This window comes from Meiothermus sp. QL-1 (assembly GCF_003351145.1).
In the GTDB taxonomy this organism is placed as follows: domain Bacteria; phylum Deinococcota; class Deinococci; order Deinococcales; family Thermaceae; genus Meiothermus.
This window is the reverse complement of record NZ_QQSV01000002.1, coordinates 175,883-191,892: the sequence shown is the minus strand read 5'-3', so window position 1 is coordinate 191,892 and position 16,010 is coordinate 175,883. Positions and strand designations below refer to the sequence as shown.

The 16,010-nt window shown below is 67.9% G+C and carries 14 protein-coding genes; 7 read left to right on the top strand and 7 right to left on the bottom strand.

Annotated elements, in window-relative coordinates; genetic code table 11:
- Positions 1-2: 2 nt before the first annotated feature.
- Positions 3-1,367 (bottom strand): magnesium transporter, encoded by a 1,365-nt coding sequence (mgtE, locus tag DV704_RS03715; RefSeq protein ID WP_158539595.1) that lies wholly within the window; start codon positions 1,365-1,367, stop codon positions 3-5.
- A 236-nt stretch (positions 1,368-1,603) separates the two neighbouring features.
- Here mgtE and DV704_RS03710 point away from each other — a divergent pair, with 236 nt between their 5' ends.
- Positions 1,604-1,843: a hypothetical protein gene (locus DV704_RS03710; RefSeq protein WP_114798219.1), complete on the top strand. Its 240-nt coding sequence runs from the start codon at positions 1,604-1,606 to the stop codon at positions 1,841-1,843.
- Here DV704_RS03710 and DV704_RS03705 read toward each other — a convergent pair.
- The gene (locus DV704_RS03705) at positions 1,840-2,301 is read right to left on the bottom strand and encodes a CAP domain-containing protein (RefSeq protein ID WP_114798218.1); all 462 of its coding nucleotides are present in this window, start codon (positions 2,299-2,301) and stop codon (positions 1,840-1,842) included. The genes DV704_RS03710 and DV704_RS03705 overlap by 4 nt on opposite strands.
- Positions 2,302-2,365: 64 nt before the next feature.
- On the opposite strand from DV704_RS03705, the gene DV704_RS03700 reads away from it, so the two are divergent.
- Positions 2,366-4,819: a cation-transporting P-type ATPase gene (locus tag DV704_RS03700; protein WP_233498230.1), complete on the top strand. Its 2,454-nt coding sequence runs from the start codon at positions 2,366-2,368 to the stop codon at positions 4,817-4,819.
- Here the strand turns inward: DV704_RS03700 and DV704_RS03695 are convergent.
- Entirely contained in the window at positions 4,816-6,009 is a 1,194-nt protein-coding gene (locus DV704_RS03695; protein WP_369910938.1) for an extracellular solute-binding protein, read from the bottom strand. The genes DV704_RS03700 and DV704_RS03695 overlap by 4 nt on opposite strands.
- 50 nt (positions 6,010-6,059) lie before the next feature.
- On the bottom strand, positions 6,060-7,121 hold the full coding sequence (locus DV704_RS03690) for a DnaJ C-terminal domain-containing protein (RefSeq protein WP_114798215.1): 1,062 nt from the start codon (positions 7,119-7,121) through the stop codon (positions 6,060-6,062).
- Positions 7,122-7,313: 192 nt separating this feature from the next.
- Here DV704_RS03690 and DV704_RS03685 point away from each other — a divergent pair, with 192 nt between their 5' ends.
- Positions 7,314-8,429, top strand: coding sequence for an alanine--glyoxylate aminotransferase family protein (locus DV704_RS03685; protein WP_114798423.1), 1,116 nt, complete (start codon positions 7,314-7,316; stop codon positions 8,427-8,429).
- On the opposite strand, the gene DV704_RS03680 is transcribed toward DV704_RS03685, so the two are convergent.
- Positions 8,426-9,151: a diguanylate cyclase gene (locus tag DV704_RS03680; protein WP_114798214.1), complete on the bottom strand. Its 726-nt coding sequence runs from the start codon at positions 9,149-9,151 to the stop codon at positions 8,426-8,428. The genes DV704_RS03685 and DV704_RS03680 overlap by 4 nt on opposite strands.
- Before the next feature lie 88 nt (positions 9,152-9,239).
- Between DV704_RS03680 and DV704_RS03675 the strand changes: the two genes are divergently transcribed.
- Together DV704_RS03675 and DV704_RS03670 are read left to right on the top strand one after the other, a co-directional pair.
- Positions 9,240-10,466, top strand: coding sequence for a replication-associated recombination protein A (locus tag DV704_RS03675; RefSeq protein ID WP_114798422.1), 1,227 nt, complete (start codon positions 9,240-9,242; stop codon positions 10,464-10,466).
- 56 nt (positions 10,467-10,522) lie between these two features.
- Positions 10,523-12,235, top strand: coding sequence for a VanW family protein (locus DV704_RS03670; protein ID WP_114798213.1), 1,713 nt, complete (start codon positions 10,523-10,525; stop codon positions 12,233-12,235).
- On the opposite strand, the gene plsY is transcribed toward DV704_RS03670, so the two are convergent.
- Both plsY and DV704_RS03660 read right to left on the bottom strand, forming a co-directional pair.
- Positions 12,232-12,816 (bottom strand): glycerol-3-phosphate 1-O-acyltransferase PlsY, encoded by a 585-nt coding sequence (plsY, locus tag DV704_RS03665; protein WP_233498229.1) that lies wholly within the window; start codon positions 12,814-12,816, stop codon positions 12,232-12,234. The genes DV704_RS03670 and plsY overlap by 4 nt on opposite strands.
- 26 nt (positions 12,817-12,842) lie before the next feature.
- Positions 12,843-13,433: a sulfite oxidase-like oxidoreductase gene (locus DV704_RS03660; protein ID WP_114798211.1), complete on the bottom strand. Its 591-nt coding sequence runs from the start codon at positions 13,431-13,433 to the stop codon at positions 12,843-12,845.
- 81 nt (positions 13,434-13,514) lie between these two features.
- Here DV704_RS03660 and DV704_RS03655 point away from each other — a divergent pair, with 81 nt between their 5' ends.
- Positions 13,515-14,585 carry a DNA adenine methylase gene (locus DV704_RS03655; RefSeq protein ID WP_233498228.1) on the top strand — a complete coding sequence of 357 codons (1,071 nt, stop codon included), beginning with the start codon at positions 13,515-13,517 and terminating at the stop codon, positions 14,583-14,585.
- 45 nt (positions 14,586-14,630) lie between these two features.
- Positions 14,631-15,977, top strand: a complete 1,347-nt coding sequence (gene dnaB, locus DV704_RS03650; RefSeq protein ID WP_114798210.1) for a replicative DNA helicase — start codon at positions 14,631-14,633, stop codon at positions 15,975-15,977.
- Positions 15,978-16,010 lie beyond the last annotated feature (33 nt).

Sequence of the window (16,010 nt, the reverse complement as noted above, 5' to 3'; positions counted from 1 at the left end):
TCCTAGCGCAACAGATGCCCCAGGAAGATGTAGGCGTAGCCGAAGTAGACCGCCACCCCCAGAAGGTCCATCACCGAGGTGATTACGGGCGCGCTCAGGGTGGCCGGATCGGCCCCCAAGCGCTTGGCCAAGAAGGGCAGCACGATGCCCACCAGGCTCCCCAGCATGGTCACGGTCAGCATGGCCAGCCCCACCACCCAAAGGATCTCCGCCCCCACCCCCTTGGAGAAAAAGGCCAGGAGGGCCTCGAGCAGGGCAATGGCGAGACCCAAGGCCAGGGCCACGGGCACGTCGCGCTTTAGCACGAACAGGAAGTCCCGCCAGCGCAGACGCACCTGGCCCAGGGCCATGGAGCGGATGACCAAAGTGGCGGTCTGGCTGCCGGTGTTGCCCCCCATATCGATGATAGGGGCCACAAAGGCCGCCAGGATGATGGCCGCCGAGAGCATCTCCTCCTGGGCAGCCACGAAGGTGGAGGTGAAAACGCCGAACACCGTAAGCAGCGCCAGCCAGACAAAGCGCCCCAGGAAGAGCCGGCGGAAAGGGTCCTTGACGATGTCGATATCGGCCCCCTGGGGTGGCAGGGCCAAAGTCCCTCCGAAGCGCACCACCCGCTTGGCCTCCTGCTCCTGCAAAAGCTCGAAGGCACGCCCGGCATGGATGACCCCCAGCATCCGGTCCTCCCGGTCCAGCACCGGCAGCAGTTTGAGCCCCTCGCTCAAAAACAGCTCAGCTGCCTGGGCCTCCGGGGCATAGGCCGAGACCCAGACCCCCTTTCCCTCGGCGAGCTGGCCCAAGGGGGTCCCCGGGGGGGCCTTGAGCAGGCGGGCAATCGGGACGTACCCCTCGTACACCCGCCCTGGCCCCAGTACGAAGATAACCTCCAGGTCGTCGGGCTCGAGGTCGGAGGTCCGGGCCCGCTCCAGCGCTGCCTCGGCGGGAGTCTCCTGGGGCAGGGCCAGGTAGTAAGGGTCCATCAGCCGGGCCGCGCTGCCTTCGGGAAAACCCAGCAAAAAGCTCACCTGCGCGCGGGCCTCGGGAGAGAGCTCCTGCAGAAGGCGCTTGACCACCTTGGCCGGCAGCTCCTCCAAAAGCTGGGTCTGCTCCTCGGGGTCGAGCTCGGTAAGAAGGCCCAGGATTTCGGGGTCCTCCATAGCCCGCACCAGCTCGGACTGCTCGGGGCGGTCCAGCTCCTCGAAGACCCGCAGGGCCTTCTCCTTGTCTAGAAGGCGAAAGACCACCACCCGCGCCGGGGGGTCGAGGCTGCGCAGCTCCTCCACAACCCGCTCGTCGGGCTGGGCAGCTAGGAGGGCCTTAAGCCGGCCTAGGTCCTTCTGAGCAATTAGGGTCTTGAACTCGTGTTCCACAACACACCTCCAGCGCCCCCCGTGAAAAGCCTGGGGGGTCGAATAGGCCGTGCCCAATGTCTACCGCCGTTTTTTGGGGTGCTCAGGACGAACGAAGCCGCGAGCCCCCCACCGGGAACGGGTAAGAACTACCAGGCTCTTCCATGGTCGTTCACCTCCTTCAGGGGGGCTTCAGCCCAACGCATGGTAGAAAAGCCAGCGGGGCCTGTCAAGGCCAGCATCGTAGAATGCAGGGCATGAACACCCTGGTGCTGGCCTGGATCTTGCTTTTGGCCTTTGCCTTTCTCAACAACTACATCGTCTACCGGCTGCTACGGGAACGCCAGCGCACCGAGCTCATGTGGATCAGCACCGTGGCCACAGTGGTGCCCATCGGGCTTTTCGCCCTGTGGCCCGGGGCCCTTACCCTGATGTCGTTCCCCCTGCTCCAAAGCCTGGGCATGCTCCTCATCCTGCGGCTGGCCCAAAAACCCTAGCGGGGCTGGGCCAGCACCACCACCCAGGCGTTGCCACGAAACCCCGCGCCGGCCTCGGTGTAGTAGGGGTTCATAATCGCGCGGCAATGCGTGGGCGAGCGCAGCCACCAGCGCACCGCCCTCGCAGGGTCGCCGCTGCGGCCTTTGAATATGATCTCGGACATCCGCAGGTAGCGGTACCCGGCCCGGGCCACCCGCAGCCGGGGGCCCACCCCCTGAAAATAGTGGGACACAAAGCCGTGGCGGGCCATGTCTCGGGCATGGCCCCGGGCCACCTGGGCCAGGGTGGAGTTGGGGCGCAGGGGGGGCAGGCTGTACCCGCCCCCGCCCCCCCGGCAGGCCACCCCCTTGGCCCGGGCTTGGTTGATGAGGGACAGCACGCGGGCCTCGAGCCCTTCTGGGCCTTGGGCCCAAGCCCAGGTAAAGCCAAGCAGCAAAAGCCAGACCAGGCCTTTCATGGCAGCCCGGCCCGAGCATACCACAGGGGCACCTGTCCCTTGGCTAGGCCGCTACCCTGGGCCCGTGCGAACCCTACCGCCGGGCCTGAGCGAGGCAGAAGCCAAGCGACGGCTGGAAATCCACGGCCCCAACCGGCTGCCCGAGAAGTCGCCCGAAAGCTTTCTGCACCGATTTTTGCGGCAGTTCAAGAGCCCCCTCATCTACATCCTGCTCTTCGCTTTAGGGGTGGACCTGGCGCTTTGGGGCCTGGAAGGCGGCCATGGCCTGCCCTTCGAGTCCATCGCCATCGGCCTTATCCTGCTTTTCAACGCGGGGCTTGGCCTTTGGCAGGAGAGCCGGTCAGAGGCCGCCCTGCGCCGGCTCGAGGCCCTGGCCGTGCCGCGCATCTGGGTGCGGCGGGAAGGACGCTGGCAGCAGGTGGCCAGCGACCGGCTGGTGCCTGGGGATGTCATCCGGCTCGAGGCCGGCGACCGCATCCCCGCCGATGCCGAGCTTTTGGAAGGACACCCGGCGGTAGACGAATCGGTCCTCACCGGGGAAAGCTTGCCCGTGGAAAAGGAAGTGGGCCACGAGCTTTACGCCGGCACCCTGCTGACGCGGGGCAAAGCCCTGGCCCAGGTGGTGCGCACTGGCGCACACAGCGCCTTGGGCCGGTTGGCGGTGATGCTGGGCACGGTACGGGCCGACCCCACCCCCCTGGAGCGCCGCCTGCGGCAGTTCGGGCACCAGGTGGCCCGGGCAGTGCTGGGGGTGGCCTTTCTGGTGGCGCTGGGGGGCGTGGTCTTTGAGGGCTGGCACCGGCTGGGTGAGGTGCTCCTGTTCGCGGTGGCCCTGGCGGTGGCCGCCGTCCCCGAGGGCCTGCCCGCGGTCCTTACCCTCACCCTATCGCTTGGGGTAGAGCGGATGGCCCGGCGCAAGGCGGTGGTGCGCCGGCTCGCTGCGGTGGAGGCGCTGGGCTCGGTCACGGTCATCGCCACCGACAAGACCGGTACCCTCACGGAAAACCGCATGGAAGTGCGGGCCATCGATAGCCCCAACCTCCAGGCCGCCTATCGGGTCTGCGCCTTGGCCAACGAGGCCGACCACCAAGCCGGCGACCCCATGGATCTGGCCCTGCTGGCCTACCTGCGCAGCCAGGGGGTGAACCCCGAAGCCCTGCGCGCCGTGCCCCGCCACAGCGAACGGCCCTTCGACAGCCGCCATCGCTTCCTCCGGATAACCGTGCGGGAGGAGAGGGGCCTGGTGAGCTACCTCAAGGGGGCACCCGAGGTGCTGCTGGAGCGCGCCAGCCTGAGCCCAACGGAGCGCCAACTGTGGCAGGAAAAGGCCCTGGCCTACGCCGCCGAGGGCTACCGGGTGCTGGGGCTGGCCTGGGGCGAGGGGGAGCGGGAGGAGGGCCTCCAATTCGCCGGGCTGGCCCTGTTCTGGGACCCTCCGCGGCCCGAGGTACCCGGGGCCATCCAGGCAGCCCAGGCCGCAGGCATCCGGGTCTTGATGGTAACGGGCGACCACCCCGCCACCGCCCAGGCCATCGCTCGCCAGGTAGGCATCCCAAGCGAACGGGTGCTCACCGGCGAGGAGCTGGAGCCCCTCGGAGCGGAGGCGCTGGCCAAGGTCTTGCGCGAGGTCAGCGTCTTCGCCCGGGTGCGCCCGGAGCACAAGCTGCGCCTGGTGGAAGCTTTGAAGGCCCAGGGTGAGGTGGTGGCCATGACCGGGGATGGGGTGAACGATGCGCCCGCCCTCAAACGAGCCGATGTGGGGGTGGCCATGGGCCAGCGGGGCTCGGAGGTAAGCCGCGAGGTGGCCGATCTGGTGCTGCTGGACGATAACTTCGCCACCATTGTGACGGCCATCGAGGAGGGCCGCAGCATATACGAGAACATCCAGAAGTTCATCCGCTTCCTCTTCTCCACCAACGTGGCCCTGGTGCTGCTGGTGCTCCTAGGCCTTCTGGCCGCAGTGGGTTTAGGCCTGCGCGAGACGACAGGGGCCTTCTTCCTCCCCCTTACCGCGGTGCAGCTTTTGTGGATCAACATCCTAGCCGACGGCCCCCCCGCCCTGGCCCTGGGGGTCGACCGCAACCCTGGGGTAATGCGCCAGCGGCCCCGCGACCCCAAGGCCCCCCTGCTGGACCGCCCCTCGCTGACCTTCATTTTGATTAGTGGGGCGATCAAGGCGCTTCTAGGCGCAGGCCTGCTGGTCCTTCTGCACCTGCGAGGCCTGGGCCCGGAGGCCGTGCGCAGCGCGGTTTTCCTGTACGAGTCCCTCGCCCAGCTCATCTTCGCCTACCCCGCGAGGAGCCTGCACCTCCTGCCGCTACCCAACCGCTGGCTGGACCTGAGCATCGCCGCGGGGGTGGCCCTGGTGGGCCTGGCCTTCGCGCTGCCCCAGGGCCGGCTGCTGCTGGGCCTGGTCCCCCTTTCGGGCGAACAGATGGGGTACGTGCTGACCGCCGCCCTCCTGACCTGGGCCGCTGCCTCGGCCATTGCCCGCTGGTACCGGCAGCACGAGTCCTAGCGCCGCTCCAGCGCCAGGGCCTTGCGCTGGGCCTCCTCCAGCGCCAGCCGGGGCGCGGCGTTTCCCTTGAGCACCCGCTCCAGCGCCTCCTCCAGCGGAGCGTACCAAAGGGTCATCTCGGGGTCCTGGGTCCAGGTCTGGGCCTGCTCGAGGCCCGCCAGCACCACCCGCCGGCGCGGGTCTTGGCGGTAGAAGTCCCCCAGCAGGGGCTCCACCGCCCGCCGCAGGGGCAGGGCGTAGGTAGTCCGGACCCAGTCGGCCAGAATCGCCGGCTCCATCCAGTAGCGCCAGAAGGCCACCGCCCCCCGGGCCTGGGCCTCGCTGGCCCCCCGGAGCACCATCAGGTTGCCCCCAGCCAGGGGCAGCCGGCCTCCAGGGCTTTGGGGCACCGGCGCCACCCCAAGGCGAAAGGGAATGGGGGTGCGGCTTTCCAGCACGGGCCAGAGGGTGATGGGGGCGATGCCCATGAAAACCCGGGTGCGCACGAAGTCCACCATGGCGAACTGGGCCTCGGCGATGTTGCGGCTCACCGCGGCCCCTCCCCGCACCAGGCCCTGCAGGTACTCCAGGCTCTCCACCACCTTTGGGTCGGTGAAGTTGGGCCGGCCCTCGCGCACCAACTGCCCTCCCCGGGCCATCACCACCGTGCTGAAACTGTAGACGTCGCTGACCACCACGAACCCCCTGGCCGAGCGGGTGGTGAGCTGCTGGGCCACCCGGGCCAGGGCCTCCCAGGTCTCGGGGGGGGCCAGGCGGCGGGCTGCGAGCTGGTCGGCGTTGTAAAAGAGCACCGGCAGATGCAGCTCCACCGGCAGGGCATAGGTGCGGCCCCGGAAGCGCCCGGTCTCCATGAGGCTCGCATAGAAGTCGGCCGGCAATCCCCCTAAGTACTCGTCCAGCGGCAGGGCCAGGTTCTCCTGCACCGCCCGGCCCACAAAGGAAACCTCACCGTAGTAAAGCTGGGGCGCATTCCCTGCCCGCAAGGCCGAGATGAGCTTCACCCCTCCTTCGCGCAGGTCGCCCACATACTGGGCCACCACCCGGTAGTCGCGCTGGCTGCGGTTAAAATCGGCCACAACCCTTTCCAGCACCTCCCGTCCAGGCGGGTCCAGGGTGTGCCAGAAGACGATATCCACCGGCCTTTGCGCGAAAGCCCCGCCCACAAAGAGGCCCAGCCAAAAAACTCGCAGCACGCTTTTCACGAGCAGAGTCTAGTGGGTTTTCCTGAGCAAGGGCTGAACTAGCCCCTGAACACTCGCTTGACCCGCTCCCACCAGCCCTCCGGGGCCACCTCCTCCCCCACCTCCTGGGCGTACTGCCGCAGCAGGTCGCGGGCTTTTTTGGAGAGATTCCGGGGCACCTCTAACCGGGTGACCACCCGCAGCCTACCCCGCTGGCGGCTCCCCGGGCGGGGCAACCCCTCGCCTTCCAGCTCGAAGACCTCGCCCTCACCAGTGCCCGGGGGTACCTCCAGCGGCACCTCTCCCCTCAGGCCCGGCACCTGCACCCGGACCCCCAGGGCAGCCTGGGCCAGCCCCAGCCGGAGCTCGTAGATCAGGTCGGCCCCCTGGCGCCTGAGCTGGGGGTGGGGGCGAACCTTTGGCCGAACGAATAGGTCCCCCGGCCCCCCAGGCCCCAGGTTGCCATACCCCGGTACCCGCAGAAGCTGGTTTTCCTCGATGCCGGCGGGAACGGCAACCGAGATGCGCTCTTTGCGCCGCACCCGGCCCCGGCCCCGGCAGGTCGCGCAGCTCTCGGCCAGCACATAGCCCTGCCCACGGCAGGTTCCGCAGGGTACCTGGGCCACCATGCTGCCGAAAAAAGTGCGCTGGACCTGCTCCAGTACCCCCCGCCCCCCGCAGCTTCGACAGGCCTGGCGCCGCCCTCCCTGGCCCCGGCAAGCCTCGCAGGGCACCAACCGCTCGTACTGAAGCTCCTTCTCGCAGTCCTCCAGCAGGTCGGCGAGCTCCAGCTCCAGGCTTACCTCGAGGTCCTCCCCCCTTGGGGCACGCCCGGACGGGGTACGGAAGCCAAAGACCTGCTCGAACAGGTCGAAGAGGTCGCCCAGGTTGGTCCCACCCCCCCCAGGCCCAGCGGTGCCGTAGCGGTCGTAGTGGGCCCGCTTCTCGGGGTCAGAGAGAACCGCATAGGCCTCGTTAATCTGCTTGAAGCGTTCCTCGGCCTCCTTATCGCCCGGGTTCCTATCCGGATGGTACTTGAGGGCCAGCTTGCGGTAGGCCCGCTTGATCTCCTCGGCACTGGCCTCCCGGCTCACCCCTAGGACGGCGTAGTAGTCGTTCATCGAAGTTTAGTCTAGCAGGCTTAAGTATTATTCGTGTGTTGCTAGACACGCCCTCCGCTTTGACAAACCCCGCCGGGCCAGGTATAGTCTAGGCCAGATGCAACCCGCTCGAGCTACCCTCTGACGGCGCTCTTCCCTTGGGAAGAGGCCGCGAGGGTTTGCTCGGCGGGCGTTGTTTTTTTGGAGGAACCCATGGTGCTTCTAACCCCCGGCCCCACCCCCATCCACCCCCGGGTCCAGGCGGCGCTCGGCAAGGAGATGCGCGGCCACCTGGACCCCGAGGTCCTGGCCACCAACCGACGCATCCGCGCCCACCTGGACCGTCTCTTTGACCCAGGTGAGGGCGCCCTGCTCGCGGCCCTCCCGGGCTCGGGCAGCCTGGCGATGGAAGCAGGCCTCACCAACCTGGCCGACGAGGGCGACCCGGTGCTGCTCCTGGTCAACGGCACCTTTGGCGAGCGGATGGTGGAAATCGCCCACGCCTACCGGCTGGACTACCGGGTGCTACGGGCCGAGCCGGGGCAGCCCATCGACCCCGCAGCGGTGGAGCAGGCTCTGAAGGCCCGAGCCTACAAGCTGGTGGCCCTGGTGCACGGCGAGACCAGCACCGGGGTCCTGAACCCGGTGGAGGCGATTGCGCCTTTGGTACATGCCCACGGGGCCTTGTTCATGCTGGACGCGGTGACCACCGCCGGCATGGTGCCTCTCTCCATGCAAAGGCTGGGGGTAGACTATGCCTTTACCGGCAGCCAGAAGTGCCTCTCGGCCCCGCCCGGCCTGGCCCCCTTTGCCCTTTCCCAGCGGGGCCGGGAGTGCTTGGGGCAGGTGCGGGGCTGGTACTCTGACCTCTCCCGGGTAGCCGTCTACTGGGAACAGGAGGGGTATTTCTGCACCTCACCGGTGCTTTTGCACTACGCTTTGGAAGAGGCCCTGCGGCTGGCTTTAGAGGAAGGGCTCGAGCAGCGGCAGCAACGCGCAGCGCGGATGCACCGGGTGGTGCTCTCCCTGCTTCAGGAGCTGGGCTTCAGCGCCTACGCCGCCCCGGAAGCCCGGCTGCCGACGGTGCTGGTGGTGCGCCCGCCCCAGGGCTGGAGCGAGGCAGAGATCCGCAAGGGGCTCTACACCCGGGGGGTCTCGGTGGCCGGGGGCATCGGCCCCACCGCAGGCCAGGTGCTCCGGCTGGGCCTGATGGGCGAGGGCGCGCGGCCTGAGCCCTACAGGGCCTTCTTCCGGGCCCTGGGGGAGGTGCTGGGGGTGGGGGGCCTCGAGCGGGCCTTTGAGGAGCGGCTGGGCCTGGCGATGGCCTAATGCTGGGTTAGGTAGTAGTGCTGCAGCTCCCCCTCGAGCTGCCGCAGGGCCTGCTGGAGGCTCACGCCCTTTAGGGGAAGCACCGCATAGGCCCGGATGGCCAGGCTCTGCCGGATGCGACGAAAAGCCGACTGGGCCCCCTCCGGGCCGCTGCCCTGGAGAACCAGTAAAAACTGGCCTGGTTTTAGCTCGAAGACCATGTCCGGTTGGCGCAGAAGCCGCAGCAGCTCGTCCCCTGGCTGCTCGGGCGAGGTGTGAAGCAAAAGGAGGGTGACCGGCCGCACCGCCGCCAGCGCCTCCAGGCTCGGCGCCAAACCCTGCAAGGCCCCCCCAGGCAGAACCCCTGAGGAGGCCGGCCTGGGAAGCAGGAGCAGCGCTTCTTGCCCCAGGAAGAAGAGGCCCAGCAAAAACAAACTGGTCCCCAGCAGGCCCACCCCTGCGGCCGCCACCGCCACCCCCTCGGGGGCCTGGGCCAGGTCCTGGGCCGCCAGAAGGGCCATCAGGGTGCCCATGCTGGAAAGCCCCAGCACCCAAAGCAGGCGCAGCCTGGGGCCCAAGGAGGTCCGGGCGTAAAGGCTGGCCGTGGCCGCCAGCAGCAGAGCAGCCAGCAGGAAGAGCACCCCAGGGTAGAGGCTACCTTGGCGCGGAAAAAGCCAAAGAGGCGATAACCCCAGCAAAACCAGCACCCAGGGCAAAAGGGACAACCCCATGGGTACCAGCATAAAGGCCAACCTCCCTTCGCCGGGTCAAGAATGAACCCCGGGGCCGTGGTACCATTATGTTGTGAGCGTATCCCCTTTGGCCGAGCGGATGCGGCCACGAAAGTTGGAGGAAGTGGTGGGCCAGGAGCACCTGACCGGCCCAGGCCGGCCCCTGCGCCGGATGCTGGAAGAGCGCCGGTTGGCTTCCCTCATCCTATGGGGGCCGCCGGGAAGCGGCAAAACCACCCTGGCCCGCCTGCTGACCGAAGGGGTCGGAAAACCCGTGCGGGCCCTCTCGGCGGTGAACGCGGGGGTCAGGGAGGTCCGGGAAGCGGTGGCCCAGGCCGAGGCCCAGGGAGGGCTGGTGCTTTTCCTAGACGAGATTCACCGCTTCAACAAAGCCCAGCAGGACGCGCTTTTACCTCATCTGGAGTCGGGGCTTTTGACCCTAATCGGCGCCACCACCGAAAACCCCTCCTTCGAGCTGACCCCTGCTTTGCGCTCCAGGGCCCGGGTGTACACGCTGAATCCCCTGGACCAAACGGCCATCTATCAACTCCTGGAGAGGGCCCTGGCCCACCCCGAGGGCCTGCGGGCCCAGGCCGAACCGGAGGCCCTCCATCTCATCGCCGAGGCTGCCCAGGGCGATGCCCGGCGGGCGCTTTCGACCCTCGAGCTGGCCGCCAGCCTGGGCAGGGGGCAGGTAGATTGGCAAAGCGCGAAGGAGGCCATAGGCCGCGGTACCCTGGCCTTCGACAAGGGGGGCCAGGCCTTCTACGACCTCATCTCGGCCCTGCACAAGTCGGTGCGAGGCAGCCATGTGGACGCGGCCCTGTACTATCTGGCCCGGATGCTGAAGGGAGGGGCCGACCCCCTTTACCTGGCCCGTCGGCTGGTGCGGATGGCGGCGGAGGACATCGGCCTGGCCGACCCCCTGGCGCTGCGGCTGGCGGTGGCTGCCAAGGAGGCTTATGAGCTTTTAGGAAGTCCTGAAGGGGAACTGGTCTTGGCTGAACTGGTGGTCTATCTGGCCCTGGCCCCCAAGTCCAATAGCGTCTACGTAGCCTGGCAAAAGGCCGAGCAGGCCGCCTTGGAGCACCCCGAGGCCCCCGTACCTCCTCACCTGCGCAACGCCCCCACCCCCCTCCTGCGCCGCCTGGGCTACGCCTACTACCACGAGGACCCCGAGGGCAGCTTTGCCCAGCGCTACCTACCCGAAGGGCTGGAGCTGGTCCTCTACGAAGCCGCTGGGGAAGGCTGGGAGGCGCGGGTGCGCGAGCGGCTCCAGGCGCTGCGGGCCCGCTTCGGGCAGCACGGTCGAGAGCACCGCTTATGAAGTTATGAGCAAACTTTCACGCGGCCCCCAACCCCAGCGGCTATACTCAAGCCCTGATGAGGCGCGCAGCGCTGGTAGGCTCTGCCGTGTTCACCGGGCTGGTGCTGGGGTGGGCAGCCTTTGAGCGCTACCACCTGGAGCGCATCTACCCCGGGGTGGTGGCCGCAGGGGTGCCGGTAGGCGGCCTGACCCTGGAGGAGGCCACAGCGCGCATCGCCGCGGCGAGCGCAAACCAGCCCCCACCCCGCCTCACCCTGAAGGCCGGTGCAGCGCAGCTCGAGGTCTCCGCCGACACCCTGGGCTGGCGGCCCGACCCCCGGGCCACCGCTGAGCGGGCCTTTGCGGTGGGGCGCAGCCGCCTGGCCGAGCGCATCGCCGCGCTGCGGGGACAGGTCCAGATTCCCCTGGTGGCCCATCTGGAGGCCGCCGCCGTGGAACAGCAGCTCAGGTCCATTGCCCGCCGCCTCGAGCGCCCGCCCCGCGACGCGCGGGTGGTCTACAGAAACGGGCGCTTCGAGGTGGAGCGGGAGGTGGTAGGGGTCAGGCTCGATATCCAGGCCGCGCTGGAAACCTACCTGCGCCACCCCGAGGTGCAAGTCCTCGAGTTCTTTCCCCAACCCCTCCCCCCCCGCCTGACCGCAGGGATGCTGGAAGGGGTGGCGGCCCGGGCCAACGAGCTTTTGCGGCCGGTCGCCCTGGTCTACGAAACCCCAGGGGGGGAATCCTACCGCCGCCTTCTTTCCCCAGCCGAGGTGGCCGCGCTGCTCCAGGTGGGCGAGGAGCTTCGACCCGACCGAAAAAAGCTGGCCGAGCTGATAGCCCAGTTCGCCGCCCGCCACGACCGTCTCCCGATTGACGCGCGCTATGTGGCGGGGCCCAAGGGGGAGCTGAGGATTCAACCCGAACAGAACGGCTTCAAGCTCAACCAGCCGGAAAGCCTGCGGCGGCTCGAGGCGCTGCTCCTGCGCCCCGACCTTACCGAGCTGCGGCTCAAGGCGGTGCCCAAACGGGCGCAGGTGCGGGCCGCCGACCTGCCCCGGCCCGAAGCCCTCACCCTGCTGGCCGAGGCCACCACCACCTATGCTGGCTCGAGCCCTGAGCGCATCGCCAACATCCACGCGGCAGCGCGCAACCTCGACGGTTACATCGTGCTGCCCGGGGAGGTCTTCGACTTCAACCGGGCGGTGGGGTCCATCAGCCTGGAAAACGGCTTCAAGGAGGCCCTGGTCATCTCTGGGGGGCGCACGGTCAAGGGGGTGGGGGGCGGGGTCTGCCAGGTCTCCACCACCGCCTTCCGCGCCCTCTACCAGGCCGGGCTGCCCATCCTGGAACGCCACCACCACGCCTACCGGGTGCGCTGGTACGACCCCATCGTGGGCTACGACGCGGCGGTCTACCAGCCCTACCTCAACCTGCGGGCTCGGAACGACACCCCAGGCCCGCTGGTGGTGCGTACCCGCTACACCCGCTCGAGCCTCACCGTGCAGCTCTACGGCGTTCCCGACGGCCGGGTGGTGGTGGTCTCCCCTCCCACCATCCTAGAGCGCACCCCTCACCCCCCGCCGCAGTACATCGTGGACCAGAGCCTATCCCCGGGGGAGGTCAAGCAGGTGGACTGGGCGGTGGACGGCTTCCGCACCCGCATCACCCGCACCATCACCCGCCCCGATGGCCAGGTGGAAACCCACGAGCTGCACTCCAACTTTCGCCCCTGGCGGGCGGTCTATCTGGTGGGCCCGCCTGCCAGTGAGGTGGGAAAAACCCCCTAACCCTTTTCCCCCAGCCGGCGCTCCTGCCCCTGCTGAAGACGCCGGATGTTCTCGCGGTGGGTCCAAAAGATAAGCGCGGCCAGCCCTGCCAGGGTCAGCACGAGCCAAAGGGGGCGGCCCAGGGCAACGCTCACCACCACCGCGGTCAGGCCCCCCACCATGCTGCCGGCCGAAACGAAGCGGGTAAGCAGCATGGTCAGCATCCCCACCGGCAGGGTGAGAAGGGCGACCATGAGGTCCAGAAAAAGCAGGGTGCCAAAGCTGGTGGCCACCCCCTTACCCCCCGTAAAGCGCAGGAAGACCGAGTAGTTGTGGCCCAGCACCGCGGCCACAGCTACCCCCCCCAGCCAGGGCCCTTCCAGGCCCAGCCCCCGGGCCACCCAGACCGCAATCCCCCCCTTAAGAACGTCAAAGGCCGCTACCAGCAGCGCTGGGCCCGCGCCCAGGGTGCGCAGCACGTTGGTGGCCCCGATGTTGCCCGAGCCCACCTTCTGTATATCCACCCCGCGGTGGCGGGCCACCCAGGCCCCTGCCGGGATGGCGCCAAACAGATAAGCCAGCAGCAAGGCCAACCATTCCACGCAGGCATTGTATACTCCACAAGCCCTCAGCCTGCCTCGCTGAAGCGCTCCTCCTTCCAGGGGTCGCCCCGGCGGTGGTAGCCGTTCTGCTCCCAAAAGCCCAGCTCTTCCTGGGCTAGAAAGCGGAAGCCCCGCACCCATTTGGCGCTCTTCCAGGCGTAAAGATGGGGCACCACCAGCCGCAAGGGCCCCCCGTGCTCGCGCGGCAGGGGCCGGTCGAAGAGGGTGTGGGCCAGCAGGTTCTCCGGGCGCAGGAAATCCTCCAGCGGCAGGTTGGTGGTATAGCCGCCGTAGCAGTAGACCAACACGTGCTGCACCTCAGGGGAAAGGCGCACCAACGGCATCAGGTCTAGAACCCGCACCCCGCCCCAGCGGACATCCAGCCTGCTCCAGCGGGTCACGCAGTGAAAATCGGCCACCTGCTCGGTCTGGGGCAGGGCCATGAGGTCGGACCAGCCCAGGACCCTGGACTCTTCCACCAACCCGGTGAGCTCGAGCCTCACCTCCTCAGGCTTGAGGTCGGGAACGGGGCCGTAGGTGAGGACCGGGAACTTCTCGGTGAGAATCTGGCCTGGGGGTACCCGCGGGTTCTTGGGCTTGAAAAAAGCGCCGAACATGCTTTCAAGCTAGCCCGGAAGGCCAGCCCAACGGGTAAGCGGGGGTACAAAGGGATTGCTTTTCCCCCCGAAACCTGGAAAATGGGCCTCGAGGCCCACGCGCCCATGATTAAGTACATCGGCTCTAAGCGGGCCCTTCTGCCCTGGATTCTTGGGACCATCGAAAAAATCCACGCCATCACCCCCCTACGGCGCGCCGTCGACCTCTTTTCCGGCAGCGCCCGGGTGGGCCATGCCCTCAAGGCCCGGGGCTTCTACGTCATCGCCAACGATCACGCCACCTACGCCTACGTGCTGGCCCAGGCCCTGATAGAGGCCGACGCCCGGGCCTACCCCCCCCAGGCCCTGGCCCCCATCCTGGCCCGGCTGATGGCCCTGAAACCCCAGCCTGGCTGGTTCACCCAGGTCTACTGCCACGAGGCCCGGTACTTCCACCCCAAGAACGGGGCCCGCATAGAGGCCATCCGAACGGCCATCGAGGCCTACGAAGACCCCAGGCTCAGGGCCATCCTGCTCACCAGCCTCTTGCTGGCCGCCGACAGGGTGGACTCCACCACCGGGATTCAGATGGCCTACCTGAAGCGCTGGGCCCCCCGGGCCCACCGCGACCTCTGCCTGGCCTACCCCCCTCTGCTTCCCGGCGCGGGGGAGGCCCACCAGGCCGACGCGCTGGCGCTGGCCGAGGGGCTCTCGGCCGACCTCTTCTACCTGGACCCGCCCTACAACCAGCACGCCTATTTGGGCAACTACCACGTTTGGGAAACCCTGGTGCGCTTCGACCGGCCGAGGACCTACGGTGTGGCCAGAAAACGCAGCGACGTCCAGAGCCGCAAAAGCCCCTTCAACTCCAGAAAAGAGGCCCGGGGAGCCCTAGAGCGCCTGCTCGCCTCCATCAAAGCCCCTCATCTCCTGCTTTCCTTCAACGACGAGGGTTTCTTCCAGGCCCAAGAGATCGAGGCCATGCTGGCCGATTGGGGCTTCGTGGTCCGGCTCTCGAGGCCCTACAGGCGCTACGTGGGGGCCCGCATCGGCATCTACAACCCTCGGGGGGAGAAGGTGGGGCGGGTAAGCCACACCGAAAACCACGAGTTCCTGTTTGTGGCCACCCAGCATCGCCGGGTCTACCAGGCCCTCCGCGCCTGTGCCGGTTAGGCGGCTTCCCAAAGCCCCCCCCTTTGTCTAAAGTGGGTGCTTGCTATGACCACCTCCCTCGAGGGCCGGGTGCCCCCCCACAACCTGGACGCCGAGGCCAGCCTCCTGGGCTCGGTCCTGCTCGACAGCGAGGTGCTGGACCGACTCGAAGGCTACGTCACTGCTGAGGCCTTCTACAAGGAGGGCCACCGCAAAATTTGGGCGGCCATGGTGGACCTGCGGACCCGGGGGCAGCCGGTTGACCTGGTCACGGTCGCCGAGGCCCTGCGCCAGGCGGGGGAGCTGGAGAGCGTGGGCGGGGTGTCCTACCTAATCGGCCTCTCTGAAAACACCCCCACGGCGGCCTACGCCGACTACTACGGGCGCATCGTGGCCGAGAAGTGGACCCTGCGCCGGCTGATTGCCGCGGCTGGGGAGGCCATGCGGCTCGCATACGAGGAGGAAGGGAGCCTGGAAGAAATCCTCGATGCGGCCGGGCGCAAGGTGCTCGAGGTCTCCCAACAGGGGGCCCACGTCGAGTTTCGCACCATGCGGGAGCTGGTCCACGAGACCTTCGAGCGTATCCAGCAGATTCACGACAACAAGGGCCAGCCCGATGGGGTCAAAAGCGGCTTTCGCGACCTCGACGCCCTCATAGGCAGCCTTGCCCCCGGCTCGCTCAACATCATCGCCGCGCGGCCCAGCATGGGCAAGACCGCCTTCGCCCTGACCATTGCCCAACACGTGGCCCTGCGGGAGAAAACCGGGGTGGCTATCTTCTCCCTGGAGATGCCCGCCGTGCAGCTCGTGACCCGGATGCTCTGCTCCGAGGCCCGCATCGACATGAACCGCCTGCGCCAGGGCCAGCTCACCGACCGCGACTTCTCCCGCCTGGTGGACGTGGCCGGCCGCATCGCCGAGGCCCCCATCCTGATCGATGACTCCTCCGAGCTCACCCTGATGGAGCTCAGGGCCCGGGCCCGCCGCCTACACGCCCAGCAGCGGCTGGGCCTGGTGGTCATCGACTACCTGCAGCTCATGTCGGGCCCCGCCCAAAAAAACGGGGGGGAAAACCGCCAGCAGGAGATCGCCCAGATCTCCCGGGGCCTGAAGGGGCTGGCCCGTGAGCTGAACATCCCGGTCATCGCCCTCTCGCAGCTTTCCCGCGCGGTGGAGTCGCGCCCCAACAAAAGGCCCATGCTTTCAGACCTCAGGGAAAGCGGTTCGATCGAGCAGGATGCGGACCTGGTGATGTTCATCTACCGCGACGACTACTACAACCCCCACTCCGAAAAAGCCGGGATTGCCGAAATTATCGTGGGCAAACAGCGCAACGGCCCCACCGGCACGGTGGAGCTCCAGTTCCACCCCCACCACGTGCGCTTCAACGACCTGGCCAAGGATGACATATAGAAGCCGGCGCGGGCCCTGCAGGGCAAAGTGAGT

What these genes read in the sequence shown, in the direction of transcription:
- DV704_RS03655 (WP_233498228.1), top strand. Translation starts at nt 13,515, where the DNA reads ATGGGCCTCGAGGCCCACGCGCCCATGATTAAGTACATCGGCTCTAAG.
- DV704_RS03685 (WP_114798423.1), top strand. Translation starts at nt 7,314, where the DNA reads ATGGTGCTTCTAACCCCCGGCCCCACCCCCATCCACCCCCGGGTCCAG.
- DV704_RS03690 (WP_114798215.1), bottom strand. Translation starts at nt 7,121, where the DNA reads ATGAACGACTACTACGCCGTCCTAGGGGTGAGCCGGGAGGCCAGTGCC.
- DV704_RS03680 (WP_114798214.1), bottom strand. Translation starts at nt 9,151, where the DNA reads ATGCTGGTACCCATGGGGTTGTCCCTTTTGCCCTGGGTGCTGGTTTTG.
- DV704_RS03670 (WP_114798213.1), top strand. Translation starts at nt 10,523, where the DNA reads ATGAGGCGCGCAGCGCTGGTAGGCTCTGCCGTGTTCACCGGGCTGGTG.
- DV704_RS03705 (WP_114798218.1), bottom strand. Translation starts at nt 2,301, where the DNA reads ATGAAAGGCCTGGTCTGGCTTTTGCTGCTTGGCTTTACCTGGGCTTGG.
- DV704_RS03710 (WP_114798219.1), top strand. Translation starts at nt 1,604, where the DNA reads ATGAACACCCTGGTGCTGGCCTGGATCTTGCTTTTGGCCTTTGCCTTT.
- DV704_RS03660 (WP_114798211.1), bottom strand. Translation starts at nt 13,433, where the DNA reads ATGTTCGGCGCTTTTTTCAAGCCCAAGAACCCGCGGGTACCCCCAGGC.
- dnaB (WP_114798210.1), top strand. Translation starts at nt 14,631, where the DNA reads ATGACCACCTCCCTCGAGGGCCGGGTGCCCCCCCACAACCTGGACGCC.
- DV704_RS03675 (WP_114798422.1), top strand. Translation starts at nt 9,240, where the DNA reads ATGCGGCCACGAAAGTTGGAGGAAGTGGTGGGCCAGGAGCACCTGACC.